17 protein-coding genes are annotated in these 26,413 nt (G+C 56.1%); 8 read left to right on the plus strand and 9 right to left on the minus strand.

Annotated elements, in window-relative coordinates; genetic code table 11:
• The first annotated feature begins 6 nt into the window (after positions 1–6).
• Positions 7–1,980 (plus strand): FUSC family protein, encoded by a 1,974-nt coding sequence (locus GCU45_RS18035; protein WP_244364635.1) that lies wholly within the window; start codon positions 7–9, stop codon positions 1,978–1,980.
• A 311-nt stretch (positions 1,981–2,291) separates the two neighbouring features.
• Here GCU45_RS18035 and GCU45_RS18040 read toward each other — a convergent pair whose 3' ends face one another.
• Positions 2,292–3,173, minus strand: coding sequence for a LysR family transcriptional regulator (locus GCU45_RS18040; RefSeq protein ID WP_152399863.1), 882 nt, complete (start codon positions 3,171–3,173; stop codon positions 2,292–2,294).
• Positions 3,174–3,347: 174 nt separating this feature from the next.
• Between GCU45_RS18040 and thrC the strand changes: the two genes are divergently transcribed.
• The 5 genes from thrC to GCU45_RS18065 all read left to right on the plus strand — a co-directional run bounded on the left by thrC (position 3,348) and on the right by GCU45_RS18065 (position 11,830).
• Positions 3,348–4,580 (plus strand): threonine synthase, encoded by a 1,233-nt coding sequence (gene thrC / locus GCU45_RS18045; RefSeq protein ID WP_152399864.1) that lies wholly within the window; start codon positions 3,348–3,350, stop codon positions 4,578–4,580.
• Positions 4,581–4,801: 221 nt separating this feature from the next.
• Positions 4,802–6,313 carry an FAD-dependent oxidoreductase gene (locus GCU45_RS18050; RefSeq protein WP_244364143.1) on the plus strand — a complete coding sequence of 504 codons (1,512 nt, stop codon included), beginning with the start codon at positions 4,802–4,804 and terminating at the stop codon, positions 6,311–6,313.
• 425 nt (positions 6,314–6,738) lie between these two features.
• Positions 6,739–7,752 (plus strand): biotin synthase BioB, encoded by a 1,014-nt coding sequence (gene bioB, locus GCU45_RS18055; protein ID WP_244364145.1) that lies wholly within the window; start codon positions 6,739–6,741, stop codon positions 7,750–7,752.
• Between the two features lie 260 nt (positions 7,753–8,012).
• Positions 8,013–8,630 (plus strand): TetR/AcrR family transcriptional regulator, encoded by a 618-nt coding sequence (locus tag GCU45_RS18060; protein WP_105445497.1) that lies wholly within the window; start codon positions 8,013–8,015, stop codon positions 8,628–8,630.
• A gap of 77 nt (positions 8,631–8,707) precedes the next feature.
• Positions 8,708–11,830, plus strand: a complete 3,123-nt coding sequence (locus tag GCU45_RS18065; protein ID WP_152399865.1) for an MMPL family transporter — start codon at positions 8,708–8,710, stop codon at positions 11,828–11,830.
• 154 nt (positions 11,831–11,984) lie between these two features.
• Here GCU45_RS18065 and GCU45_RS18070 read toward each other — a convergent pair whose 3' ends face one another.
• Together GCU45_RS18070 and GCU45_RS18075 are read right to left on the minus strand one after the other, a co-directional pair.
• Entirely contained in the window at positions 11,985–13,109 is a 1,125-nt protein-coding gene (locus GCU45_RS18070; protein ID WP_152399866.1) for an NADH:flavin oxidoreductase, read from the minus strand.
• Positions 13,110–13,234: 125 nt separating this feature from the next.
• The gene (locus GCU45_RS18075; protein ID WP_105445588.1) at positions 13,235–13,546 is read right to left on the minus strand and encodes an ArsR/SmtB family transcription factor; all 312 of its coding nucleotides are present in this window, start codon (positions 13,544–13,546) and stop codon (positions 13,235–13,237) included.
• A gap of 207 nt (positions 13,547–13,753) precedes the next feature.
• Here GCU45_RS18075 and GCU45_RS18080 point away from each other — a divergent pair, with 207 nt between their 5' ends.
• Together GCU45_RS18080 and mprF are read left to right on the plus strand one after the other, a co-directional pair.
• The gene (locus tag GCU45_RS18080; RefSeq protein WP_152399867.1) at positions 13,754–15,913 is read left to right on the plus strand and encodes a catalase; all 2,160 of its coding nucleotides are present in this window, start codon (positions 13,754–13,756) and stop codon (positions 15,911–15,913) included.
• Between the two features lie 309 nt (positions 15,914–16,222).
• The gene (gene mprF, locus GCU45_RS18085) at positions 16,223–18,853 is read left to right on the plus strand and encodes a bifunctional lysylphosphatidylglycerol flippase/synthetase MprF (protein WP_425281200.1); all 2,631 of its coding nucleotides are present in this window, start codon (positions 16,223–16,225) and stop codon (positions 18,851–18,853) included.
• Positions 18,854–19,550: 697 nt separating this feature from the next.
• On the opposite strand, the gene GCU45_RS34235 is transcribed toward mprF, so the two are convergent.
• The 6 genes from GCU45_RS34235 to GCU45_RS18115 form a co-directional block, all read right to left on the minus strand.
• Complete coding sequence (locus GCU45_RS34235) at positions 19,551–21,794, minus strand: CotH kinase family protein (protein ID WP_244364146.1); 2,244 nt, start codon at positions 21,792–21,794, stop codon at positions 19,551–19,553.
• A 45-nt stretch (positions 21,795–21,839) separates the two neighbouring features.
• Positions 21,840–22,532 (minus strand): DUF4956 domain-containing protein, encoded by a 693-nt coding sequence (locus GCU45_RS18095; protein WP_089549616.1) that lies wholly within the window; start codon positions 22,530–22,532, stop codon positions 21,840–21,842.
• A gap of 55 nt (positions 22,533–22,587) precedes the next feature.
• The gene (locus GCU45_RS18100; RefSeq protein ID WP_152399868.1) at positions 22,588–23,301 is read right to left on the minus strand and encodes a polyphosphate polymerase domain-containing protein; all 714 of its coding nucleotides are present in this window, start codon (positions 23,299–23,301) and stop codon (positions 22,588–22,590) included.
• Positions 23,302–23,532: 231 nt separating this feature from the next.
• Positions 23,533–24,813, minus strand: coding sequence for a sensor histidine kinase (locus GCU45_RS18105; RefSeq protein WP_152399869.1), 1,281 nt, complete (start codon positions 24,811–24,813; stop codon positions 23,533–23,535).
• Entirely contained in the window at positions 24,806–25,492 is a 687-nt protein-coding gene (locus tag GCU45_RS18110; RefSeq protein ID WP_089549619.1) for a response regulator transcription factor, read from the minus strand. Before GCU45_RS18110 ends, GCU45_RS18105 begins: the two co-directional genes overlap by 8 nt.
• 151 nt (positions 25,493–25,643) lie before the next feature.
• Positions 25,644–26,171 (minus strand): cupin domain-containing protein, encoded by a 528-nt coding sequence (locus GCU45_RS18115; protein ID WP_116233365.1) that lies wholly within the window; start codon positions 26,169–26,171, stop codon positions 25,644–25,646.
• Positions 26,172–26,413 lie beyond the last annotated feature (242 nt).

The raw sequence follows: 26,413 nt of genomic DNA on the forward strand, positions 1-26,413 counted from the left end.
AATACGATGCATACTTATCCGGGGGTACGGGCGGTTCACAAGGGTCCGGCTCCCGGAACCGTCCGGGACGCGTTCCGCATCCGGCGGATGCCGCTGCAGTGGTTTCGGGGGATCGGCTCGGCCGTTGCAGCAGGTGTGCCTACGCTGGTTGGCGCGCTGACCGGACATCTTGATTACGGGCTGTGCGCCTCAATCGGGGGTTTTGCTTTCCTGTACGTGGGAAGCGAAACGTACCGGCAGCGGGCGATCAAGCTGGCCTGTGTGGCCCTGGGCCTGTCGCTTACCTTTGGTCTTGGGTCGCTCTCGGCGGCAACCCCGTGGCTGATGGTGCTGCTGTTTGGCTTGATCGGTGCCCTTGCCGTATTCGGCTTCGGCGCATTTCAGATGGCCGGACCGTCGGCCATGTTCTTCATTCTGACCTTCTCGGTCGGAACGAGTCTGCCGTACGATCTTCACGCCCTGCCGCTGCGAACCCTGCTCGTGCTGACCGGCGGAGCCTTTGCCTGGATGGTGGGAATGAGCGGTTGGCTGCTTCGTCCTCATGGGCCGGAGACCAAGGCGGTCGCCGGGGCTTACCGGAGCCTGGCCGCCTTTGTGGATGCGATCGGAACCGATTTGTACCCGGAGAAAAGATACCAGGCGGCCGTTCAGCTTCGAGCAGCCGACGCTGCCGTGTCCGGCGGGGAGCTGCGCTGGCGCCGGAATTACGGGCCGACGCTGCGCCTGATGGCATTGACCCGGAAGGCCAATGAGATGTTTATGGCCGCTGTCGAAATCTCGCTGGACCGCCAGGCGGCGAAGGTGCCGGAAGGGACGGCGGCGTCCCTTCTCTCGATTGCGGATCGCTTGCAGCATCCGCAGCAGGAGATGCTGCAGCCCAAGGCGGCTGCGGACATCCCGAACGTGCATGTCCGGCGCTTGTCCGGGCTGGTGAACGAGGCGGCCGCCATCTGCCTGGGGGAAGATGCAGGCCGCGGGACGGCGGAGGAAGAGACCCTTCCTCCCTCTTTTTCCCTGCGCCGTCTCTTGTCCGGCGCTCTGAATCCGCACTCGGCGCTGCTCCATACCTCGCTTCGGTACGGCATCATGATTGCCGTCGCTGCTGCGGTCGCCTACTCGCTGGATTTGAACCGGTCCTACTGGGTGCCGCTTTCTTGCACGGCGGTGATGCTCGGTACGACGGTGCTCGGCACCGCTCACCGGGCCATCCAGCGGACGGCGGGCACCGTCGTCGGGCTGTTTCTCGGCGCCTTTATCCTGTCGCTGCGGCCCGAGGGCATTTATATCGCATTGATCATGGCTGTTCTTCAATTTATTATCGAACTGATTTACTTGCGCAATTACGCCCTGGCCGTCATCTTCATCACGCCGAGCTCGCTGCTGATTGCAGAGAGCAGCCATCCGGATATGGCGGTAAGCTTCTTCATCTCGGCCCGGTTGACCGATATTCTGATCGGGAGCGCCATCGGCATCATCGGCATGCTCCTCCTCTGGAGACGCGCTTCTTCCAGCAAGCTGCCGCGGGCGCTCGCAGGCGTCATCCGGATGGAAGGGAAATTGCTGGAGAGCATCCTGTCCTCCTCCCCCTCTAGCAGGGTTACCACATGGACGAACGAGCTGGAAACTTCGCTTATCCGGCTGCGCCTGCTGTATGACGGTGCGCTGGCCGAGTCGGTGGGCCGGCGGAATCAGGCCAGCTCCTGGTGGCCTGCGCTGGATGCGGTGCAGCACATCGGTTACGTGCTGATTACAGCGGCGGGGAACGCCCAGAGCCATACCGCACCGGATGAAGCGTCATCGGACTGCAGCCTGTTTTTTGAACAGATGGCCCAGGCCGCCGAGCGGCAGCTCACGCCTAAGCCGGCGAACATCCCGGCGCTCAGCTCCATCCCCGTGCTGCAGCATGAACTGGCCGGGCTTCATGAGGCGCTGCAGATCCGGGACCGCACGGCGCAGCCCCCTGCCATCAAATCATCATAATCTACCCTCTTCGGCAAGCCGTAATAGGACTTTATGTCCCGCGGTTTGCCTTTTCTTTTCTTATCGTTTCTTTTCTTTTCCCATCCCATCCCATCCCATCCCATCCCATCCCATCTCACCTCATCCCATCCCATCCCATCTCACCTCATCCCATCCCATCCCATCCCATCCCATCCCATCTCATCTTTTCTCTTCTCTTCTAACTTTAACTTTAACTTTAACTTTAACCTCCAGCCTTTACCGCCACCACCAGCCGTTCTTCGACAAAGCTTCCTATAGTTGTACTGAAAAAGACTACGCTTTTCGACAAGTTATGACTTGGCCAAAATCATATCGATGAACCGCTGTGCAGGGGGAGAGGCCTCCTCCTTCCGGGTGTAGATGGAGACCGGATTCATCATATGCACGCCGTCGACTTCCACCCGGGAAATGACGCCTGCCGCGATATGTTCGCGGGTCTCCAGCAGCGACAGAAAGGCCGCGCCGTAACCCTCCATCACGACCCGCAGCGTTTCGTTCAGACCGTTCATCTGCAGCCCGACCGGCGGGGAGGGCAGATGGCGGGCAGAGCATAGTGCGATCAGCTGCTCTCTGCCGAAACTGCCCTCCTCGCGGTAGATGAACGGCTCCTGCAGCATCTCTTCCAGGGTGACCCGGGCGCCGGCCAGAGGATGCCCCTTATGAACGATAAAGCACATTTCGTCCTCATACCAAGGGGTGCGCAGCAGAAGCGGATGGTCCAGCCGGATGCCGCCGATAAAGGCGATCTCCGCGCGGTAATGCAGCAGCAGATCGGCGGCCTGGCTGGAATTGGCGGTGCTGAGCTCGACGCCGACGCCGGGATAAGCGCGTTTGTAGCGGGCAATCCACTTGGGGAGCAGGAAGTTGGCCGGAAGATAGGTGGCCGCCAGGTGAAGCTTGCCGGCGCTGCCCGCTTTCAGCTGCTCCAGGGTCTCCTCGATATGGCCTTCCAGCTCGAACAGCCGCCGGGCTTCGGCAGCAAGATGCCTGCCGGGCTCTGTCAACATGATGCCCCGCCCCTGGGGAATCAGCAGGCGGAGGCCGATTTCGCGTTCCAGCTTTTTGATTTGGGCCGTCACGGCGGGCTGGCTGAGATGCAGAGCCTCGGCTGCGAGGGTTACGCTTCCGAGGGAAGCGGCTTGGTAAAAGAGGCGAAGCGCGTGCAGGTTCATGGGAGTTCTCCTTTACATAGGGATAGGGATTCAGGTCAATTCATAATTGAAATTTATGTTTTATGAAAAACAATATATTAGATTTATACCGTAACAGAGCATATTCTAAGCTTAAATTACAGGCGGGTGCAACCATTTGAGGAAGCACAACGTCAAAATAGGAGGAATTTGTCAATGAGGCTGAAATGCGTGGATTGCGGCAGCAGTTATTCCCTGGAGCCGATTCAGGTTCGATGCGGGTGCGGCGGGCTGCTGGAAGTGGAGCAGGACCTGGCGCTGGTCGATGCTGAGCTTCTGAAGCGGCGGTTTCAGGAGCGCCTGTCCGAACGGATGGGGATCTATGCCAGCGGCGTATGGCGGTATAAAGAATTAATTTTTCCGGAACTTCCGGACGAATATATTGTTACTAAATATGAAGGCAATACCGGAATGTACGCTCCGGAGCCGATTCGCGAAACACTGGGAATCCGCGGGCTGTACTTCAAAGCGCAGAGCGAGAATCCGAGCGGCTCATTCAAAGATAACGGGATGACCGTGGCCGTGTCGCATGGTCGTTCTCTCGGGTACTCCGCATTTGCGTGCACCTCGACGGGCAATACCTCCTCATCGCTCGCCATGTATGCAGCCATGGGAAGGAGCCGGGCGTATGTATTCGTCCCCAATCGGAAGGTATCCGCGAATAAGGTGCTGCAGACTCAGGCTTATGGCGCCCGGGTCCTCAGCTTTGACGGCACGTATGATGACGGAATCCGCTTCCTGGAGAAGCGGGGCGAGGAGTTGGGGTTGTACGTCTGCAACTCGGTGAACCCGCTGCGGATCGAGGGTCAGAAGAGCATCATTTATGAAATCGCCCAGACGCTCGGCTGGAGTCTGCCGGACTGGATCATCATTCCCGGTGGCGCGCTCAGCAACGTATCTGCACTTGGCAAAGGGCTGGCTGATTTGAAAAGCCTCGGGTTCATCCCGTCGGTGCCGCGGATCGCACTGATCCAGGCGGAAGGGGCCAGCCCCTTCCACCGCATGATGGCTTCGGGAAGCCCGGTGCTGACGCCGGAACCCCAGCCGGATACGCTGGCCTCGGCACTGAACATCGGCAACCCGCCGAGCTGGAAAAAAGCGCGAAGCGTGCTGAAGATGAGCAGCGGCGTAACCTGCTCCGTCACCGATGCGGAAATTCTCGCCGCCAAGGCGCAGATCGACCGGAGCGGAATCGGATGCGAGCCGGCATCGGCGGCGACACTCGCCGGATTGCAGAAGCTGATCGCAGAGAAGACGATTACCAAGGATGAGACGGCGGTCTGCATTTTGACGGGAAACCTTCTGAAGGATACCGACGTGCTGAAGGGAAGCTTTCAGGACATTCCGGTTGACTTGTCGGGTTCGGACTGGGAGGCGCTGCTCCGGTAAACTTAAGCCGTGTCTCCTAAAGCCGGCGGAGGGTGACTGAGAGAATGACCGCAAACATACGGGGGGCGTTTTTGGGGCATCTTTTATGGAAAGGTTCGCCTGCTCTGACGTTGCCTTCTAATATCTATCACGGGTTAATGATAACCAAGACGCTGTGGCACCCGCATGATTAGACGTTTTCCAGACACGATTACAAAGGGATAAGGGGCGCATGCTTTTTCATGATCAATAAGAGGAAATTCGTATATTTCGTCCTTGTTCCACTCCTGCTTATAGGGCTGGTTATTTCATTGACGCCGGCTTCCCTGTTCCATGAGGCCGCGACGGCTCAGGTGGATGCTCCCGTAAGGACGGGGGGCACAGTGGGAACGCAGGGCAAGCAAGCGCAGGGCATGCACACACAGAGCAAGTATTACGACGTCGTCGTCATCGGCAGTGAAATACAGGGGGTGCTGCTGGCCCGGGAAGCGCAAAAGCAGGGGCTCAGCGTTCTGATTCTCGATCCGCGGAGCAGGCCGGGCGGCGAGCTGATTCAGGGGCAGATGATGTTTCTGGACGAGCCGCATGACGCCAAGAAGCGGAGCCTGGTCCAGGGCGAGATCAAAACCTTGTTTGATGGCTACAACAGCGGGAAGATCCGGAAGGCGGCCGATTTTAACCGGTACTATAACCGGCTGATCAAGGGAGTTCCGGTCCAAAGCGGAATCACGGTCAAGTCCGTAACGGCTGCGGCCTCCGGCGGCAGCAAAAAGCTGCTGAAATCCTTGACGTACCGGGATCCTCAAGGCAGCGTCGTTACGGTAGAGGCGGGCTATTGGGTGGAGAATACGGACTTTAATGCCCTGACCGGCAAGCTGAATGCGAAGCGGATTCCCGGGATGGAGCGCATTTCAAAGGTCGGCCATCCCGACTACATGGCGGCCACGATGATGCTGAAGTTCAAGCATGTGAACTGGAGCAAGCTCCACCAGGCGGTGCTGGACGACTACCCGTTGACCAACGTCCGGGATAAGTACGGCGGAAATACGTATGTCGATTGGGATTTTGCCACCGGGTTCAGCAACATCACGCTCAAATACAAGCCGCGCGATCCGCAGCTGCTGTTGAGAGGAATGAACACCTCTTACCAGAAGGGCGGCGAAGCCATTATGAACTCCCTTCTGATCTTCGACGTCAATCCTTCCGATCCGAAGTCGGTGCAGACCGCCCTGGATAAAGCAAAGGCAGAGGCGCCGTTCATCCTGCAATTTTTGAGAAAGAACATCCCGGGATTCGACCGGGCCGAGCTGAACGGCTTTCCGGATTATTTGTATATCCGCGACTATAACCGGTTCGAAACGGATTATATTTTGACCTTCTCGGACGTCATGAACAGCCGGATGTTCTGGGACAACGTCAGCATCGGCGGCTATGCGCTGGATTTGCAGGGAACCCGGACAGTGCCGAAGGGCATCCATCTCGGTCAGCCGGACCGCTATGGCATTCCGCTGCGCTCCTTTGAGCTGAAGGGCTATGACAACGTCCTGGTGACCGGCAAAAATATCGGGGCGTCCATCGAGGCCTACGGCAGCGCGCGCATCATGCCGAACACCGCTCTGGCGGCGCAGACAATCGGCATTATTTTGGGCAGGGAGCTGAAGCAGGGCAAGCGCCTGCAAGACCTGAACCAGGAAGACTTCAAACGGATTCATCAGTACTTGAAAAAGGAATACCATATTAAAGTAGACGGATAAGGAACGCGTTAGGAGATTTATGCGGAGTCCCCCGTTCCGGGGTTCTAGTACCATTTTACTGTTATCAGCTGCAGTAATTCGGATCATCCGTTTGTCAGAAAAGGCAGGGAGCTAAAGCTCTCTGCCTTTTTGCGTCGTTCGTGAAAGGCATCCCTTCGAGAACCGGTGCCGGGTGAAGAACAACAGCGTCTAGTGGCTGCCTTTGGTAGGTGCGGTAGAGTCGCCTGCAGGGGAGATGCAAAATCAGAGACAGTGGATTACCTTTTTCGCGCATTTACAGCGGATGATGGATCTGCTAGAATAGCGATAAATTAATTGTCAACCAACATAACACTATTCTGGTTGACAATTAACGAGTAGCAAATAGACCGATGTAACGACTTAACGAATACCGAAAATATAACAGCTCGAAGGGATGATAACCTATGCAGAAGGACATGGTTCTGGGAAGCCCGGTACGGCAGAACTGGCAGGCATTGGCCGACAAGGCGCTGAATGGGCAGCGGCTTACCATGGAAGAGGGACTGGCCGTATTAAACGCACCGAACGATGAGATTCTGGGACTGATGCAGGCTGCTTTTACGGTAAGAAAGCATTACTACGGCCTGAAGGTGAAGCTCAACATGATCTTAAACGCCAAGAGCGGGCTGTGTCCCGAGGACTGCGGCTACTGCTCCCAATCCATCGTATCTACGGCGCCGATCGAGAAGTACAGCCTGCTGGATAAAGAGACGGTGCTTGCCGGAGCCAGGGAGGCTCTTGCGCGTAAAGCGGGTACATACTGCATCGTGGCCTCCGGCCGGGGCCCGACGCCGAGGGAACTGGATCAAGTGGTGGAGGCGGTTCAGGAAATCCGGGAGACGATGCCGCTTAAAATTTGTGCCTGCCTTGGGCTGCTAAAGGACGGGCAGGCCGAGAAACTGGCTGAGGCAGGGGTGCACCGGTATAACCACAACCTCAACACGAGCCAAGCGAATTATAGCCGCATTACCACAACGCACACCTATGACGACCGGGTGGACACAGTGCAGAAGGCCAAAGCCTCCGGTTTGTCCCCCTGCTCCGGGGTCATTATCGGCATGGGCGAAAGCGACGAGGATATCGTCGGCATGGCCTACGCCTTGCGGGAACTGGACGCCGATTCGATCCCGATTAACTTTTTGAACGCGATTCCGGGGACGCCTTTAGAGCAGGCCGGACGTACGCCTGCGCTCAAGGCGTTGAAGGTGCTGGCTTTGTTCCGCCTCGTGTGCCCTTCCAAGGAGATCCGCGTGGCTGGCGGCCGCGAGCTGAACCTCCGTTCTCTGCAGCCGCTCGCGCTCTACGCAGCCAACTCGGTGTTCGTGGGCGACTACTTGACGACCGAAGGGCAGGACGTGCTTGCGGACCATGCGATGATCGAGGATCTCGGCTTTGAGATCGAGGAGCGGGCGGTCTAGCTGAGGATGCGGAGTCGTAAGGCAGGAATACGGGCAGGTGCTGCTATTTATCTGATCGAGGTGGCCATCACTAAGGGCGGAAGGGCAGCCGGACCGAAAGCACTTCGATACTTAAGTAGAGCGACCACAACCGCCTAAAATGAACGTATGTTTCGACAATTTCCCGCATAGGATGAAAAGCCGGAAAAACGACATTTGCCAGCAGGCGATGGAGCCGCTATAATAAACTCATTAATCTATCAGTAAACGGGTGTTTATTTATGCAAATTCTCAAGGATGACGTCCGCCAAAGTATTTTGAACGCCGCACTGGCCGAATTCAAGCAGCACGACTACGCCGATGCCTCCATGCGCCGTATTTCCGCCTCCGCCGGCATGACCACCGGGAATATCTACCGTTATTTTAAAAATAAGGAGGAGCTGTTCGAAGCGCTGGTCGGGCCGGTCTATGAGCGATGCATCGCCAACATCCTGGTCATTAAGGAGGAAGTGGACCAGAACTTCGCCAAAGGGACGGAGGCGAGCGACTGCCTGCAGATGGTCGAGAGCATTATTCTCGATCTGTTCGAGGAATCCAGCGCCGAGCTGATGATTTTGCTCAACCGCAGTACCGGTTCCAAATACGCCGGCGTGAAGGCAAGCATTTGCGCCTTGGTCGTATCGATTCTGGAGAGCATGTTCCGCTTTGGTAAGGATGAGACCAGCGAGCTGACGCTGGAAGAGAAACAGACGGCCCAGATGCTGGGCGGAACCGTGGTGGAAGGTGTATGTCTGATTCTGCGCGATCATGAAGACGGGGAAACGGTCAAACGGCTGGTGAACCAGCTGGTGTATCTGTACTACTTTGGCACCGATCATTGGAATAAGAAAAAGGGATGAATCCAAGGGATTCCCTTTTTTTCGCTCAAAAATGAACGCTTGTTTACTAAGGAAGTTGAAGGAGGAATATCAACAACATGCGGCAAATCATCAAGTGGCGCTGGGCGATTCTGGTGTTATGGCTGGTGGCGACGGTCCTGCTGACCGTGTTCCAGCCCAACGTGAATGCCATTCTCCAGCAGAGAGGCCAGGATCCCCTCGCCGAAGACAGCCCTTCCAAGGTTGCGGGGGCGCTGCTCAATAAAATGACCGGCCAGAGCGGGACCAGCGACATCGTGGTGTTCCACGAAGAAAACAAGCTGACCGATGAGGATCTGAAGAGCATCGAGAGCGGCGTGATGAACATGAAGGCGAAGCAGTCTGAGCTTGGCATCACCGAAGTCCTGGACCCGTTCTCGATGCCTGAAGCCAAATCTCAGCTGATTTCGGAGGACGGCACGACCGTGATGGTCAGCTTCAGCCTGGACAAGAACGGGCGGGATATGGAAGAAATCACGGATCAGTTCAATCAGGCGCTGAAGGATGTCAAAGCGACATACTACCTAAGCGGCGAGGATTTTATCCAAAACGACTACATCAAGGCGTCCACGGCAGGGGTGGAGAAAAGCGCGGCGCTGACCGTTATTTTTATTCTCGTCGTGCTCATCGTCATGTTCCGTTCGATCGTGATCCCGTTCGTGTCTCTCCTTGCCGTAGGTATATCCTACCTTTGCTCGATGGGGATTGCGGCGCAGATTATCGATAAAATGAACTTCCCGGTCACCAGCGTGACCCAGATGCTGCTGGTACTCATCCTGTTCGGGATCGGGACGGACTATAACATTCTGCTGTTCAACCGTTTTAAAGAGGAGTTGTCGCATGGCAAATCCGTCGATGAAGCCATCGTCGCTTCCTACAGAACGGCGGGCAAAACGATCGTATACAGCATTCTTACCGTCTTTATTGCCTTTGCAGGACTCAGCTTCTCGGACTTCGGCATCTATAAATCGGCTAACGTGGTTGCCATCGGCACGGTGATCTTGGTGCTTGAAATTCTGACGCTGACGCCGTTCCTGATGAAGACGCTCGGACCGAAGCTGTTCTGGCCGTCGAAAAAGGTGGCGGGCCACAAGGAAAGCACCTTCTGGGCGAAGCTGACGGCAGTTTCCGTTAAGCATCCGGTCATCGTGACGGTCATCATCGTCATTCTGATGATTCCGGTGCTGCTGACCAGCGGCCAGAAGCTGTCCTTCGACCAGCTGAAGGAGCTGGGGGACGGCTATCCGTCGACCAAAGGCTTCAGCATCGTCGCTGATCATTTCAGCCGCGGCCAGGCGCTGCCAACGACTGTCGTCATCGAAGACGACAAGACGATGGACAATAACGACACGCTTGGGGTTATCGACAAGCTCACCGAGAAGTTAAAAGGCGTCGACGGGGTCAAGTCGGTATCAAGCGTGACTCAGCCGCAGTCGGAGCCTGTAGAGGACTTCTATATCAGTAGCCAGACAGAAACGGTGACGGACGGCATTTCAGCGTCCAAAAAAGGCGTGGACCAGATCAAGGACGGCCTGGACCAGATCGGCGATAAGCTGACGACGCCTGACTTCTCCAGCGCCAATCAGCTGGTGTCGGGGACGGGACAGGTCAAGCAGGGCTACGATCAAATTACGGATGCGATCTCGCAGGTGTCCGGCGGCATACAGCAGGGAGCAAGCGGCGCATCGGAGCTCAGCAAGGGCATCGCGAAGCTTGAAGCCGGCATGAACACCGTCAGCACCAATACGTCCAAAATCAACCAAGGACTCACCGAGCTGTCCAAAGGATACGCTTCGCTTGCAGGCGGTTATGAGCAGGTATCCGGACAGATTCCGCAAATTCAGCAGGGGCTTGCCGGCATGAATACGCTGATCGGCAATCTGGGCGAGAGCCACAGCGAGCTGGCCGAGGATCCAAACTATATCCAGCTGAAGCAGACCGGCGAGGGACTCGTTACCGGTTTGGCACAGCTGGACGGCGGTCTTAAGGAACTGAATGCGAATTATGCCAAGCTGAACGCATCCTTCGCCCAGGCTTCCGGCGGCTTGGGCCAAATTGCCGCGGCGCAGAAGCAAATGGCTACCGGCCTGGCAGCGCTGGAGCAAGGGGCTGACCAGTTGGCCAAGGGATTGCGCCAAGGCAGCAGCGGCAGCCAGGAAATCGCCGCAAACATGAAGAAGCTGAATGCTGCGCTGGGCAGCGTCCAAAGCGGGCAGCAGCAGCTGCTGAGCGGACTATCCAGCCTCTCGGGCGGCATGTCCCAGCTGAAAGAAGGCATCGACCAGAGCGGCAACGGACTGGGTGACATCTCTGAAGGTCTCGGCAAGACCAATGACTTCCTGACCCAGCTGAACAGCTCGAAGACCTTCTTTATTCCACGGGAAGCGCTGGAGAACAAGGACTTCCAGCAGGCAGTGGATGCCTTTATGTCCAAGGACCGCAAGATTACGAAGCTGATCGTCATCCTGAACGACGATCCGTATTCCCCGGCGGCCATGGACACGATTGAGAAAATCAACAGCGAGGTCTCCGGCACGCTGAAGGGAACCGTGCTGGGCGACGCCAAGTTCGGAGCTGCGGGACCAAGCTCAACGACGTATGATACGAATGAGGCCCAGATCAAGTCCTTCAACAGTACGGCGATTATCGTCATCGTCAGCGTGTTCATCGTTCTGCTGTTCGTGATCCGTTCCTTCTGGCCGTCAGTCTTTATCGTATTGTCGCTTGTCGCTTCCTACTACGTGGCGATGAGTGCATCGAAGTTTGTGACGACCTATATCATCGGGGCGGAAGGGGTATCGTCCTTCGTGCCGTTCTTCTCCTTCATCGTCATCGTCGCGGTCGGCGTGGATTACAGCATCTTCCTGATGGAGCGCTACAAGGAATACGGGGAGCTGTCTCCGGGAGAAGCGATCGTCAAGGCAGCCCGAAGCGTGGGCGGCGTCATTATTTCCGCCATGGTCATTCTCGGCGGAACGTTCGCAACGCTGATGCCTTCGGGGCTCGTGCTCTTGATCGAGCTGGCTGCGGCCGTGATCGTCGGTCTCGTCGTGCTCTGCTTCATCCTGCTGCCGATGCTGGTACCGGCCTTGATCGTGCTGCCGGAGACCCTGTCGCGCGGGCGGTCCCGCAAGCAGCAGATGGCCCATGTCAGCGGGAAGGACTCCACGCTGGATTCCTAATAACTTGTAAACGTATGAACGCATTGCACAGGTCAAACAAAAACAATATTCTGTACACAGCAAAAAGACCTGAAGAGGCTGCAGCCCTCTTCCGGTCTTTATTTATATCAAGGCTTCACGCGGCGCGTTGTCCCGGGGGTGGGGCGGGACCGCATTAAGCCAGTGTTTTCAGCGCTTCAGGCGTGAACGGAGCAAGCTCGTCGAAGCGGCCTTCACGCACTTTGGTGGCCCAAGCCGGGTCTCCAAGCAATGCACGGCCTACGGCAACTAGGTCAAATTCGCCGTTCTCCAGGCGTTCCAGGAGATCGTCGATATCCTTGCTGCCTGCACCTTTGCCTTCGGCAAACAGGCTCGTGAATGCCTCGTCAAGTCCGACGGAACCGACGGTAATGGCCGGTTTGCCCGTCAGCTTCTTGGCCCAGCCGGCGAAGTTCAGGTCGGATCCTTCATACTCTGGTTCCCAGAAACGGCGGGTAGAGCAGTGGAACACATCGACGCCCGCGTCAGACAAGGCGCCAAGCAGCTTCCCAAGGTCTTCCGGCGTTGGAGCGAGCCTTGCGTCGTATTGGTTCGTCTTCCATTGGGAGAGGCGCAGCACGACAGGGAAATCCGGTCCTACGGCACGGCGGACGGCTTCCACGACTTCAATCGCAAAGCGTGCGCGTTTCATCATATCGCCGCCGTAGCGGTCCGTGCGGCGGTTCGTCTGTTCCCACAGGAACTGGTCGATCAAATAACCGTGGGCGCCATGGATTTCCACACCGTCAAACCCGATCCGTTTGGCATTGGCAGCCGCATCGGCATAAGCCTGGATCACGTAGGCGATTTCTTCCTCGGTCATCGGTTCGGAAACCTTATTGCCGTTCAGATCAAGGCCCGAAGGACCGATCGGCATCGCTTCCGGGTTCGGCTCGGCGCCGACCGGACGGGTCATGCCGATATGCCAGATTTGCGGCATGATTTTGCCTCCGGCTTCATGAACCTGCTTGACCACTTCGGCCCATCCGTTCAGGGCGTCTTCACCGAAAAATCTCGGAATGTTCGGGCTGTCCGTAGACGCCGGGTGATTGATTACCGTACCTTCGGTAATGATGAGGCCGACGTTGTTCTCGGCACGGCGGCGGTAATAGGCTGCTACGTCCGGGCCGGGTACTCCGTTCGGGGAGAATCCGCGGGTCATGGGCGCCATGACGATGCGGGTGGGCAACTTCAAGTTGCCAATGGTAAACGGTTCGAATAAAGCTGCGGTGGAACGGGTATGCTGTGGATTGCTGTTCATGTATCGGTTTCCTCCAATATGTGAGATTTATATCTTTATACATTTACATAAAAATAGATATATATGATGAAAAGAAAGAGCGTTTAAGCCAAAAGGTTCAGATGTGTACCATATGTCATTTTAGCCTAAAGCTCTTTCTTGAGTTGTTCGATAAAACGGTTGATACCCTCCTCATTCCGTCTGTAGTAGGTCCACTGGCCGGCCCGGTGGGATTCCAGCAAACCAGCCTTTTGCAATTTCACCAGGTAGCCTGAAACAACCGACTGTGCAAGCCCTGTCTTCTGCGAAATGCTGCCGACGCAAATGCCGCCTTTGAAATTACAGGATGCCGGCATATGCTCCTGAGGGTCAAAGTGCTCCTCTGGATGCTTCAGCCATTCGAGAATTTTAAACCGGGTCTCATTTGATAGTGCTTTAATGGTTAATAAGGTATCCATGAATCTTATTATATCTATTTTTATAGAAATGTAAATATGGTTTGGCAAAAAAGTTTGGAATCCGAAAAACGCCTCTTCAGCCTGGCTTTTAACGAATGCACCGCAGATGTCCAGGTTAACATTCCCGTTTGGGTGGATTTTCATTCGGGTAATAACGAGTGTAAATACTCGGACACCGTCCGTAACCGACCAGGAGGGGATGCATTGATGGACCGTAAGAATGAACAGCAGCCGCATAAGGATGTTAAGGACAGCCAGCTGGAGGAATTCCGCGTCAGCGATGCGGGGAAACCCATGACTACGAACCAGGGCGTTCGGGTCTCTGAGGACGAACATTCGCTCAAAGCAGGCGAACGCGGGCCGACGTTAATGGAGGATTTTCATTTTCGGGAGAAAATGACCCACTTTGACCATGAGCGTATTCCTGAGCGTGTGGTTCATGCCCGGGGCTTTGGTGTACACGGGTATTTTCAGGTGTACAAGCCGATGACGCAGTATACGAAGGCGAAGTTTCTGCAGGACCCGTCGATGAAAACGCCGGTGTTCGTGCGTTTCTCAACCGTGGCTGGCTCGCGGGGTTCGGCTGATACGGTGCGGGACGCCAGGGGCTTTGCCACCAAGTTCTACACGGAAGACGGCAACTTCGACCTCGTAGGCAACAACATTCCGGTTTTTTTCATTCAGGATGCGCTGAAATTTCCTGATTTGGTGCATGCGTTCAAGCCCGAACCCCATAACGAAATTCCGCAGGCGTCGACGGCCCATGATACGCATTGGGATTTTGTCGCCAATAACACGGAATCGGCCCACATGGTCATGTGGACGATGTCGGACCGGGCGATTCCGCGCAGCTACCGGATGATGGAGGGGTTCGGCGTACATACCTTCCGGCTCGTCAATGACAAGGGCGAAGCACATTTCGTAAAATTCCACTGGAAGCCGCTGCTGGGCGTGCATTCCCTGGTCTGGGACGAAGCGCAGAAAATCGCCGGCAAGGATCCCGACTTTCACCGCCGCGACCTGTGGGAAGCGATTGAAATGGGCGACTATCCCGAATATGAGTTTGGCGTGCAAATGATCCGGGAGGATGAGGAGTTCAACTTCGATTTCGATATTCTCGACCCGACCAAAATATGGCCGGAGGAGCTCATTCCCGTTCAGCGCATCGGGAAAATGACGCTGAACCGCAATGTGGACAATGTGTTCGCCGAAACGGAGCAGGCGGCCTTCCACGTGGGCAACGTCGTGCCGGGGATAGATTTTTCCAACGACCCGCTGCTGCAGGGACGCTTGTTCTCTTATACCGATACGCAGCTGATCCGTCTGGGCGGACCGAATTTCCATGAAATTCCGATCAACCGGCCAGTGGCGGAGATCCATAACAACCAGCGCGACGGATACCACCGCATGACGATCAACCGGGGCCAAACCAGCTATCATAAAAACTCCCTTGGAAACAACGATCCCCGTCCGGTTTCGGAGCAGGAGGGTGGATACACCCACTATCAGGAAAAGGTGGAGGGGCGCAAGGTCCGGGCGCGCAGCGACAGCTTCAAGGACCACTACACCCAGGCCAAGCTGTTCTGGAACAGCATTTCCGACGTGGAGAAGCAGCACATTATTAAAGCTTTCCGCTTTGAAGTAGGGAAAGTGAAAAGTAAAAGCGTACAGCAGCAGGTTGTCGATATGTTCGGCAACGTCGATCTGATGCTGGCTGAGCAAATCGCCCTCGGCGTTGGTGTCAACCCGCCGAAGGCCGGAGGAGAAGCCTCCGGAGCGACTGTGGCAGGAGGTGCCGAAACCCAGGCGTCCCCGGCGCTGAGCCAGCTTCACACCGCGATGTCTCCGGCTACCCGTAAGGTGGCGGTGCTTGCCGCTGACGGATTCGACGCGGGCGAAATGAAGGCCGTCCTCGCGGCCTTCGCTGAAGCAGGTGTCGTGCCGGAAGTCGTCAGCGAGAATCTGGGAATGATCACCGGAACCGACGGCAGCCAGCTGGAGGCCATGCATACCTTCCTGACGGCTGACTCCGTGCTGTTTGACGCCGTCTATGTGGCCGGCGGGGAGCAGGGCATCGCCAAGCTGCAGGGTATCAAAGAGGCGGTCAATTTCGTGACGGAAGCCTACAATCACTTCAAGACCGTAGGCGCCTCGGAGCTGGCGGCCGGATTGCTGTCCGGCTCAGGCATTCATTTGGCCGACGCTTCGGCATCTTCCGGCCATCTGACGTCTCCGGGCGAGGATACCGGACTGGTGATCCGCAAGGAGACGGAAGACGGCGGCGTCTTTGCCCGGCAGCTGGTCGACGCCATCGCCATGCACCGCCATTGGGGCCGGGAAATGCAGATGATTTCTCCATTGAAGTGATCGATTGAGAATAAAAATGGAATGGTCCGGCTCCGCTTGTTGCGGGGCCGGATTTTTTAACATTCAGCGTTATTCAGACAGCATTATTCAGACAGCGTTATTCAGACAGCGTTATTCCGATCATTGGCAGCCGAATCTGGCCTTCGTGCCTTCGTTTCTCTCGGCCCTGTTTGCCGGTCTCTCATCACGATCTCCCCATAGAAACCCGGTTCATTGGACGTGTTTGGATGGGATGAGTGCTTTATGGTAGGATAAGGAAGAATGTCAGACCAACATCAATGGGTTTTCGCTGCTGAAAGGGTGCATAACATGAAGGAAAAGCTGGAGCGGTACAAATTTTTCCGTATCCTGGCTTCAATATATGAAATCAAAGCAATTCGTCTGCTCATTCCGCTTGCGGTGATCGCGCTCGTCTATTGGGAGGGGCAGCGGGAGCTGCGGCAGATTCACCTGGCGCGTACGTTCCATGAGCTGCGTCTACTGCCGGTGGGCACCGTTGTAGGGATCTGTCTCTTTTCCCTGTTTTCCGTCGGGGTGATGAGCTTGTACGATTACATGATCCGCATGCATTTCAAGCTGAAAGTTGGCTGGTGGAACACATTCCGCTATGCCTGGATCGCCAACACGTTCAACAACATTATCGGTTTTGCCGGACTGACCGGCGCCGGTCTCCGTACCTTGCTGTATAAAAGGAGCGGCATTGCGCCCTCGCTGATGGCGTCTGCGGTCGTATTTCTGTCACCGGTCATCATCACGGGGTTATCCATCATGTCCTGGGGCGTTTTAACGGGGGTGTTCCCGGCAACCGAGATGATTCGGGAGCACCGCTGGCTGATTTTCGCCGTATGGGGGATGGCGCTTTACCTGCCTTTATTTATTCTGATGCAGCGCTCATCGCTGTTTGCGCGTTGGTTCAACAAAGGGGAGGGACGGACGCCGTGGAGCACGGTGGCTGTCTCTCTGTGCGCATCGCTGCTGGAGTGGGTCTGCGCCGGAGTGACGTTTTGGCTGATTGCCGCCAGCGTCCTGCATGACGTGACCTTCCAGGGCGTCATGGGCATGTATACCGTATCCGCCATTGCCGGTATCCTCAGCATGGCGCCGGGAGGCATCGGCGCGTTCGACCTGACCGTCCTTCTCGGCATTGAGCGCATGGGATTTCCCGCCGAAAGGGCGATGGCCGTCCTGGTGCTGTTCCGGCTGTTCTACTACGTTATACCCTGGCTGATCGGGCTGATCATGGCGGCCTTCGAATTCGGCAGTCCAGCGAAACGCAACTTGGAGAAGGTCGAGACCGCCGTCGAGATTCCGCTGAACGCCTGGCAGCGGCTGTGGCGCTGGCCGGGGCAGATGCGCTTTCTCAGCGATCTGGGTGTGTGGGCGCTTGGCAAGCTCGTGCTGGTCAGCGGTCTTCTTCTGCTGCTGTCGGCGGCTACGCCGGGACTGCTGTATCGGCTGCGGTTGTCGGAGGAGCTGCTGTCCATGCCGATCATGCGCATCTCCCACCTGCTGTCGGTCATGATCGGCTTTATGCTGATTATCCTCTCCCGGGGCATCTCGCTCCGTATCCGCGGGGCGTATTTGTGGACGAGCGGGCTGCTGTTCGCCGGGGCGGTCTTCACCTTTACGAAGGCGTTCGATTTCGAAGAGGCGATCTTTCTGCTGATCGTTGCACTGATGCTGTGGATCTCGCGGGCCCGTTTTTATCGCTCGGGCGCCTTGATCGAGTGGAGAAGCGCAGCCGTATGGTACGTACTCTCGGCGGTCATCGCCTTGGCTTATTACTGGGTCGGCGCCCATGTCCATCACGGATGGCTGCGCCACCTGCCGACCACGGAGCGGATGCATTGGATGGTCGGCTCAAATCCGTATGCCGCATCCGCCGTAATCGGTCTCGCCGGGGCATGGATCCTGCTGACCATGCTGATCGTGCTGCGCCCCAGCCGCAAGGTGGGGGCCCCGGCGACACCGGCCGATCTGGACAGGCTGCGGCAGTATCTGCAGAGTCATCACGGAAATTTGCTGACCCATATGCTGTTTACGGGGGATAAAAGCTTCTTCTGGTCCGCGGATGGTGAGGTGCTGATCCCTTACGCCCGCTCGCGGGACAAGCTGGTTGTGCTCGGCGATCCACTCGGTCCGGAGAAGCTGGTACCGGACGCGTTGGGCGAGTTTCTGCAAATGGCCGATACCTACGCGATGTCCGTGGTCTTCTATCAGGCGACCCCCGGCTATTTGCCGATGTATCATGAATTCGGCTACCGGTTTTTCAAGCTCGGGGAGGAAGCCTTGGTGCATCTGGATCAGTTTACGCTGTCGGGCAAGAAAAACACCGACCTGCGCACGGTACGCAACCGCTTCGAGCGGGAGGGGGCCGTGTTTGAGGTGGTTCATCCGCCTTTTGCACCGGAGCTGCTGCGCGAGCTCCGGGCAGTGTCGGACGACTGGATACACGGCAGGCGGGAAAAAGGGTTCTCCCTGGGCTGGTTTGACGAGCGCTATTTGCAGGAGGCGCCAATTGCCGTGCTGCGGGAGACCGGAGGAAGCATCTTTGCCTTTGCGTCCCTTGCCCCGGCTTATGACGGCGGACGGACGATATCCATCGATCTGATGCGCCACCGCAGCCAGGTTCCGAACGGGACGATGGATTATTTGTTTGTCCAGCTCTTGGAGTGGTCCAAGGAGCAGGGATATGAGCTCTTTAACCTCGGGAACGCGCCGTTGGCAAGCGTGGGCGAGACCCGGAGCGCGCTGCGCGAGGAGAAGCTGGCCGCGCTGGTGTTCCAGTACGGAGGGCATTGGTACGGATTTAAGGGCCTCCGGAAGTACAAGAGCAAGTTTTCGCCCGAATGGGAACCGCGGTTCCTCGCATATCCCGCTTCCGTGTCCCTACCGGTGCTGACCGTCGACCTGGTGCGGCTCGTATCGCGCAGGGTGTAAGGATGCCAGGCGTGGCGCTGCTCAGGATGGCGGCAAAGATCCAGTATTTTATATTGTGACGTTTGGAGATCGGCCAGCCAGCGTAGAACATCTTTACCGCCAGGCTGGCCGTAAATTTGGAAATTCAGTCCGAAAACCTGAAGAATGCCGGAGAAGAGAATAGCTGAATGGTTTGCGATTTAGACGATGTAGAGCGGGTTCTCGGATAAATTGATCTTGTCTACGCATAATGAACAAATTCAGTTTTTGTCTCTTAAATGGTGGACAGAGGTAACATATCTTTGCTCAAACATCCTCTTCCATATATAGAGTGGTGGGTTGGGCACCAAAACTATATATAGAGTTTTTTGAGTCCAACCGCGTGCAGGAGAATATATATGTCTTGTCCTTCTTTTGTAGGACAAAATAGGGATGTGTCCATTGGATAAGGACAGATCCCGTTTTTTATGCTGTGGGTGGCCGAAAGGCAAATGATCATCGTCATCAAAGGGAACCGGGATAAAACTTCAGCCACTCTTCACCAAAAAGATCCTATATGAAAAAACAGCCATGCCCCCTAAGGGAGGCTGCGACATTTTAATTTTATTGTTCATATAAAAAGAGGCAGACCGTACCAGGCCCCTAATAGGGTCGCCGGCACAGACTGCCTCTTGTGTTGTTCATGCGAAGCTTGCTTTGCTATATAAGAATGATGCGGTCAGCTTGCGATATCTTGCTCAGTCGCCTGCGATTCCGTCCGCCTTGCTTTGGGCGTTCTTCGGCGGTTGAAGAACATTGCAAACAGCGTGACCCCGATCAGAAGGACGAAGAAGACCGCCGCAATGATGAGGTCCGCGGTCGTAAAGCGGCCCGTCTCGGCATTCTGGTTATTGCCGCCCATTCCCGGCATGCCGGGGAAGCCGCCGCGGTCGTTGCCGCCTCCCTGGCGGCCGGCCCATGGCATATTGCCTTGGCCCGGACCGCCCTGCATTCCCTGGGGCGGCTGCATCTGCCCATCCGGGGGCTGCATGTTCCCCGGCATCTGCCCGTCAGGCCAGGCCGGCGGCGCTTGGCCGTCCTGGCCTTGCGGTGCGGCGGCCGCTCCACCGGCTTGGCTCTGCGGATCGCCGGCCGCGTTCGGCCCGCCGTTCTGCGCAGCCTGCGCGCCGCCATTGCCGCCGGCCGCGGCCTGGCCGTTCATTGCCGGCGGCTGGCCGCCAAATCCGCCAAATCCGCCATCGGTCTTGGCTTCGACGACCAGCTCTCCGGACAGCTGCTTCTTGATGGACTCGGCCCGTTCGGTGGCGAATTTCACCAGGCTCTTATCTCCCGAAGCTCCTTCTAGCAGCTGGTCCTTGGTGTAGAACTTGGTCGGATCTTTTTCCACATAAGGTGCGATAAGGGAGGAAACCTGTGTCGTCAGCGACTGCATGTTCTCTTCCGCAAAGAAGCCGTCGGCGATCTGCTGCAGGTACGTATTGTACTTCTCCCTGTATTCATCAACCGAGAGGAGGGCCTTGATTAACGGCCGTTCGTCCAGCGTCGTCCCCGATACCGGAGTCGTAATGCTGAAATTGATATTGTCCTCGCTCATGAAATTGGCGGCCATGTCCATACCCATACCGCCCATACCCATGCCGCCCATGCCTTGGCGGCCCTGGCCGCGCTGGCCGGGGTTCGCGTTGCCGGCCGCATCAGCGTCAGCCGGCGCGCCGTTTCCCGGCGCCGCACCATTCGCGCCATTACCTGCCGCGGCGCCGTCCGCGCCATTGCCCGCGGCTGCTGCGCCACCGTTGGCGCCATCCTGCCCACCCCTGGCAGGAGCGCCGCCCCCTTGACCCGCGCCAGCATCGCCCTGCGCCTGGCCGGCTGCTCCAGCACCATTGACGCCGTTACCTGGCCCTGCACCAGCATCGGCTTGCGCGCCGTTTGCACCGTTACCCGGTGCTGCAGCCGCATTCCCGCCAGCCGCACCGGCGTTGCCGTTACCGGCCCGGCCCTGGCCGCCATTCATGCCTCCGCGTCCGCCCATGCCGCCGCCCATGCCAACGCCGAAACCGGCAAAGGCCATGTTGTAGTCCCAAGGCAGCATGGAGAACTTGCCGTTTTGCTCATACAAATAGTAATTATGCTTCATTTGTCCCTGGTAGCTGTCCAAGCTGACCAGCGCGGTGGTGGCGGCAAAATACCGCAGCATTTCATCCACGTCCGCTACATCCGCGACATCCCCGCCGTGATTGATCGTGTCGAGGAACTTTAACATGGCGGTCTGCGTGGAGTTTGGATTTGTTTTTAGGTTAAGCCCGGTGTAATCCTTGATACGATCGCTGATCCATTTCAGGTCGCTGCCCGTGCCGTCCGGCTTGTACAGGTCTCCGGTGCTGTTCCCGAAATTGCGCTGCAGGTAAGGCTCCTCGATCGCTTCCACGCCGAGGTACAGCCCCCACTCCTTGCCGTTGATCGTAACGTACATGTAGGCGTAGCCAGGAGCGGGAACGTCCATTTTGTTCATCAGCTCATAGGACAGGTACTCGCGCATTTGCGTAGGATCGCTGTAATTGTTGTTGAGGTTCAGCTTACGCAGGCCGTAAAGATTCTCGTCGTCGTTATAGTGGTCAAAATCGATCTTAAAGCTGTACCGGTCGGAGTCCTCCATCTGCGCGACAGAGGAGAGGGTCATGTTCCCCTTGACCCGGATGCCGACCCCGTCGACCTGCTTGCCGTCCACGTTCACGTTGGCCTGCATCATTTCCTCGTCCAGCGGATTGTCCAGGATCGACTGCAGATCCTTCGGGTTCATCGTAATGTCCACCGTATGGACCTTGCTCTTGTCAAACACCTTATCCATGTAGGTATCGGCCAGGCTGACGGTTTCCAGTCCCGCTTTCGGAAGAACGGCCGTTACCGTGACGAACAGCACGACGAGCAGCGCCGCGGCTGCCACAATGGTTCTGTTTTTCACCAAGCGTCAAACTCCCTTCCGTCCCAAAAGTGCTTGCTGCGGGACTTACGCGGTGAAGTTGCCGTCGTAGCTCAGCATGATGGCAGAGGTGACACCTTCCATGCTCATGATTTGCTGCACAAAGTCGGTGTTGTTGTCCTTCAGGCGGATTTCATAGGTCATTTCCAGCCCGCTGCCGGGAACGACGGATTTGGACTTGATGCTGTGCTTTTTGGACTGCATGGAGATCATGTGCTCCAGCGGCTTCTCAACTTCGGCATTCGTGTATTTCACGACCAGCAGGTACGGGTTGTCGATGGTCAGGCGGTTCACGAAGAAGAGGAGCACCAGGCCGATCAGGATGGCACCGATGATGACGAGCGGGATGAGGCCCGCGCCGCACAGAATGCCGGAAGCGACTGACCAGAAAATAAAAATCAGATCCATCGGATCCTTGATCGGCGTACGGAACCGGACGATGGAGAGGGCGCCGACCATGCCGAGGGACAGCACGATATTGGTGGATATCCCCATGATGATCAGGGCGGTCGCCATGGTCATCACGATCAGCGAGATGTTGAAGCTGTGGGAGTACATCACCCCGCTGAAGGTTTTTTTGTAAATGACGTAAATGAACAGCCCGACCGCGAACGCGACCACGATGCCGATCAGCGAATCGACGATGGAAAAGCTGCTCGTTTTCTCCAAAAAGCTGGATTTGAATATATCCGAAAAATTGGTGGTTGTCGTTTGATCCATGAATCGTTCCTCCGAATTTTAAATGGGATGCCTCCGCTATTGAAGGCTCTGATGCTCAGCCGTACATCCGGCTGTACTGGTATTTGGAAAAGGATGTCTTCCGGCAGTCCTTTACTTGCAGAAGGTATTTGATCACATCCGGGAGATATTCATCGTATTTGACCTCCAGAATGACCATGTTCGGGTCGAGGGTCTCGACCATCAATAAATCCGGGTTCAGGATGTTGATATCCTTGTAGCTGGTTTTAACGGAGCTGTCGAAAGTTACCCGCACATTCCCCTGTTCGTAAATGTACACCTCGCGGATATAATCCACGACGCAGACAGGCTTCAGCTGAAACAGGGTCATGTGTACGTACAGCTCGCGCATGAGGGGACGGTCGTCCTCCTCCATCCAGACGGTGTCGCCGATACGGATCCGCTCGTATTCTTCAGCGGTGATTCGGCATTTTTCCTTGTAGCACAAATTATCGCGTTTGCTCTTCTTCTCCAGATTCATAAAGCTCGCGTCGTGGTCGTACAATCTCACCCGAAACTTGTCCCGGTGGTACAGCCCTTCCTTCTTCTGGTTCAGAATCTTGTTGTCAAAATTATCGAAATACACGCTCCGGATCAAATATTGCCCGTTCTGTTTGGCATGGGGGTCAAGCGTCATGAAGTGCTGCAGGTTGCTGCGGAGCAGGTGGCAGTCGAGCCGGGTGATCGCATGCTTCAGCTCCCGGCGTCCTTTGACAGGCGGGCGTTGGGGGGACGTTCCTGCTGGGTTCAAGTCCACATTCCTCCTTTTGTTAAATTTGTTCACGATTTGTATTATCGCAATGCAAACTTAACGAAACCTTAAGCTGGAAATCCCATGTAAAATTCAGAAAACCCCGAAATCCCGAAAGCCCAAAAGTCCCAACCACCCCAAAACATCATAAACACAAAAAAACCCTCGCATCTTGGTGTTCAAGACGTGAGGGGTACATATTGCCTGGAAATCCGAGGAGAGTGAGACCAGCTATTTGGGCAGACGAATGCGGATAATGACGCCCTTCGGATGATTGTGAAGCGCCTGGATGGTGCCGTGATGGCTGTGTACGATCCACTGGGCGATCGAGAGCCCTAGTCCGGAGCCGCCGCTCTCCCTGGTGCGTGCCCGGTCTTCCCGGTAAAACCGGTCGAAGACGCGCTGAAGTCCTTCCTCGCTGATACCGATGCCGGTGTCGCTGACTTCGATAAACACCCGATTGTCCTTGATATAGGTACTAATCCCGATGCTGTCTTGCTCTCCCGTGTATTTGAGGGCATTGTCCAATAAAATGACCATCAGCTGATGCAGCCGGGCGGGATCCGCCTGGATCCGGGCCTTGCTCGTCAGCCGGAGCCAAATATGATTGTCCGAAAGCTCAGCGATTTCGATATACGGGCTGCACATTTCGTGGATCAATTCGTCAATGTCGACCGGCTGCTTCTCCAGCTGGGTTTCGGTGGAATCGGCCCTGGCGAGCGTAAGCAGATCGGTCGTCAGCCGGGACAGCCGGCGCGTTTCTGAGAGGGACAAGGCGATGTTCTCGAACGTGTCCACAATTTTTTTATCCGGCATGGTCTGCAGCAGTTCCAGTTTGTTCTGGATGATGGTGAGCGGGGTCCGCAGTTCATGCGATGCGTTCTCCACAAACTCCACCTGCTTCTCCCAGGAGCGAATCACGGGTTTCATCGTTTTCCGGGATAAAATGATGCTGGCGGTGATCGACAGCAGGATAAACACGGCCGCGCAAATGATGATGATGCGCTTGAAGTTGCCCAGCAGATTATGCTCGGTATCGACATCAACCAGCAGCTGGATGTAACTGCCCTTGGAAAGGGGGTCGGGAACGGTCAGTGTGCGGAAGTGGTACGTGCCGTTCAAGGTCAGGTTGGAAATGACGCCGATCGTGGATGGATCGAATTTCAGGTTTTCCAAACCGTAATTTTCGTAGTTCAGCATGCCGATCTGCTGGATGTTGGTAATTTCTCCGTCGGCGTCCCATTGAACGGGAATGATCCGGGGGCTTGGAGGGGGCATGACCCTGCCAAACCGGAACCGCTCCGACGACCCATCCTTGAGCGGACTGCCGCCGAACCTGGCTTCGATGATGCTTTTGTACATGGTCAGATCCCGGTCGGGTTTGGCGAACAGCGTTGTTCGCATTTGGCCGAATACGATCGCTCCGAACAGGCCGAAGAGCAAGGTGAATGCGATCAGATTGTACAGAATCAGCCGGAGCTGCTGGTGACGGATCACTTTGTTTTTATTCATGGTCCTCACCGTTCTCCGACAGCATGTACCCCATGCCGCGAATTGTCTTGATGTATTTGTCATAACCGGCCGCTTTGAACTTTTTGCGCAGGTTGCTGATATAGACCTCGATCACCGTGTTGGTGGTGCTGGAATCCATACCCCAGACCCGGTCGAAAATTTGTTCTTTGGTCACGATGATATTTTTGTTGTTCATCAGGTATTCCAGCAGGTCGATCTGCTTGCCGTTCAGCAGGATCGCTTCCTCGCCAATGCTGACCGTTCGGCTCTTCAGATTGAGCTTCAGTTCCTTGAAGGAGAGGGTGTGCTCCCTGAACCCTCCGACAGAGCGCCGGACGATGGCCTCCAGGCGAAGCAGGAGCTCCTCGCGATGGAACGGCTTGACGAGATAGTCGTCGGCCCCCTTCTTGAAGCCCTGAATCTTGTCGTCGATGCTGTCCTTGGCGGTCAGTATCAGCACCGGCGTGGAGATGCCGTATTCCCGAAGATGGGTCAGCACTTCGTACCCGTTCATACCCGGCATCATAATATCCAGAATGATGACATCGTATATATTTTGCTGGGCGAGATACAGTCCCTCTTCGCCGTCAAAGGCTTGATCGGCCTCAAACAGGTCCCGGGTCGTCTCGCATACCGTATCGGATAAATGCTTGTCGTCCTCAATGACAAGAAGCCGCATGGCATGTTCACCTCAATTGACGTTTGATCCTAATCGAAACCTATTTTGTCAGGAATGTCAAATGGGGAACGGCCTGCGGCTTAACTTGTTCAGAGCTGGAATGCATTCCGCTGCACGAGGCTCGTTCAACCAGCGGTCGTCCAAGGAAGGATTAAGCGTGATTTCCCGTCTGCTGCTGAGGTTTCCAGGCACTCATGAGCGGGCCCGCCGCACCGTACAGCGGATCGGTATTCGGAAGGGGCACCCGGGCGATGTCTTCCAGCACCTTTGGGCGCTCCCCGGGCTTGCCGGTGCACAGATTGTAATCCATGCCGTCCGGATAGGCTCCGACGACCCTGAAATCCTTGCTGGCAGAGCATCGCTTGTGCCCCGTTCCGGCCGGAAGGACGGCCACGTCACCGGCGGTCAGCTCGAACTTCTGGCCATGTTCACCGCCGAGCTGAAGCACGGCGGAGCCGCGAATAACCCCCAGCACCTCATGTGCATTGCTGTGATAATGATGGTAATCAAAGACGCCGTTCGTCCAGCTGTTCAGCCAGCCGTTGCGGTTAAAGATAGCTTCCGTTTCCTCCGGCTCATCCTTAAGCGAACCCAAGTATAGGATGACCGGCAGGTTGGGGTTGCCCGGAATAACACCGTCATCCTTAAAAAATATCGTTTTAATCTCCGCACCGTTCATGCCGTCAACCTCCGCTCATCTGCTTTCATTTGGAATGTAAATAAACATATTCGCACTTTATGAAACGCGGTTGTTCTTGGAACGATACCTATGCTATAATCAAGACTGGTAAACGTCAATTTCATATTGTCGGGTAAATGAATGAATATATCCTTGGATAAAAGTCATTTATGGCCTAACTTTTTCTTGCTGTTAAAGGGAAAGTTAGGCCTTTTTGTTTTGCTGAGGACCCGGGAGGTTGT

It is taken from the genome of Paenibacillus cellulositrophicus (genome assembly GCF_009363095.1).
GTDB lineage: Bacteria > Bacillota > Bacilli > Paenibacillales > Paenibacillaceae > Paenibacillus_AQ > Paenibacillus_AQ favisporus.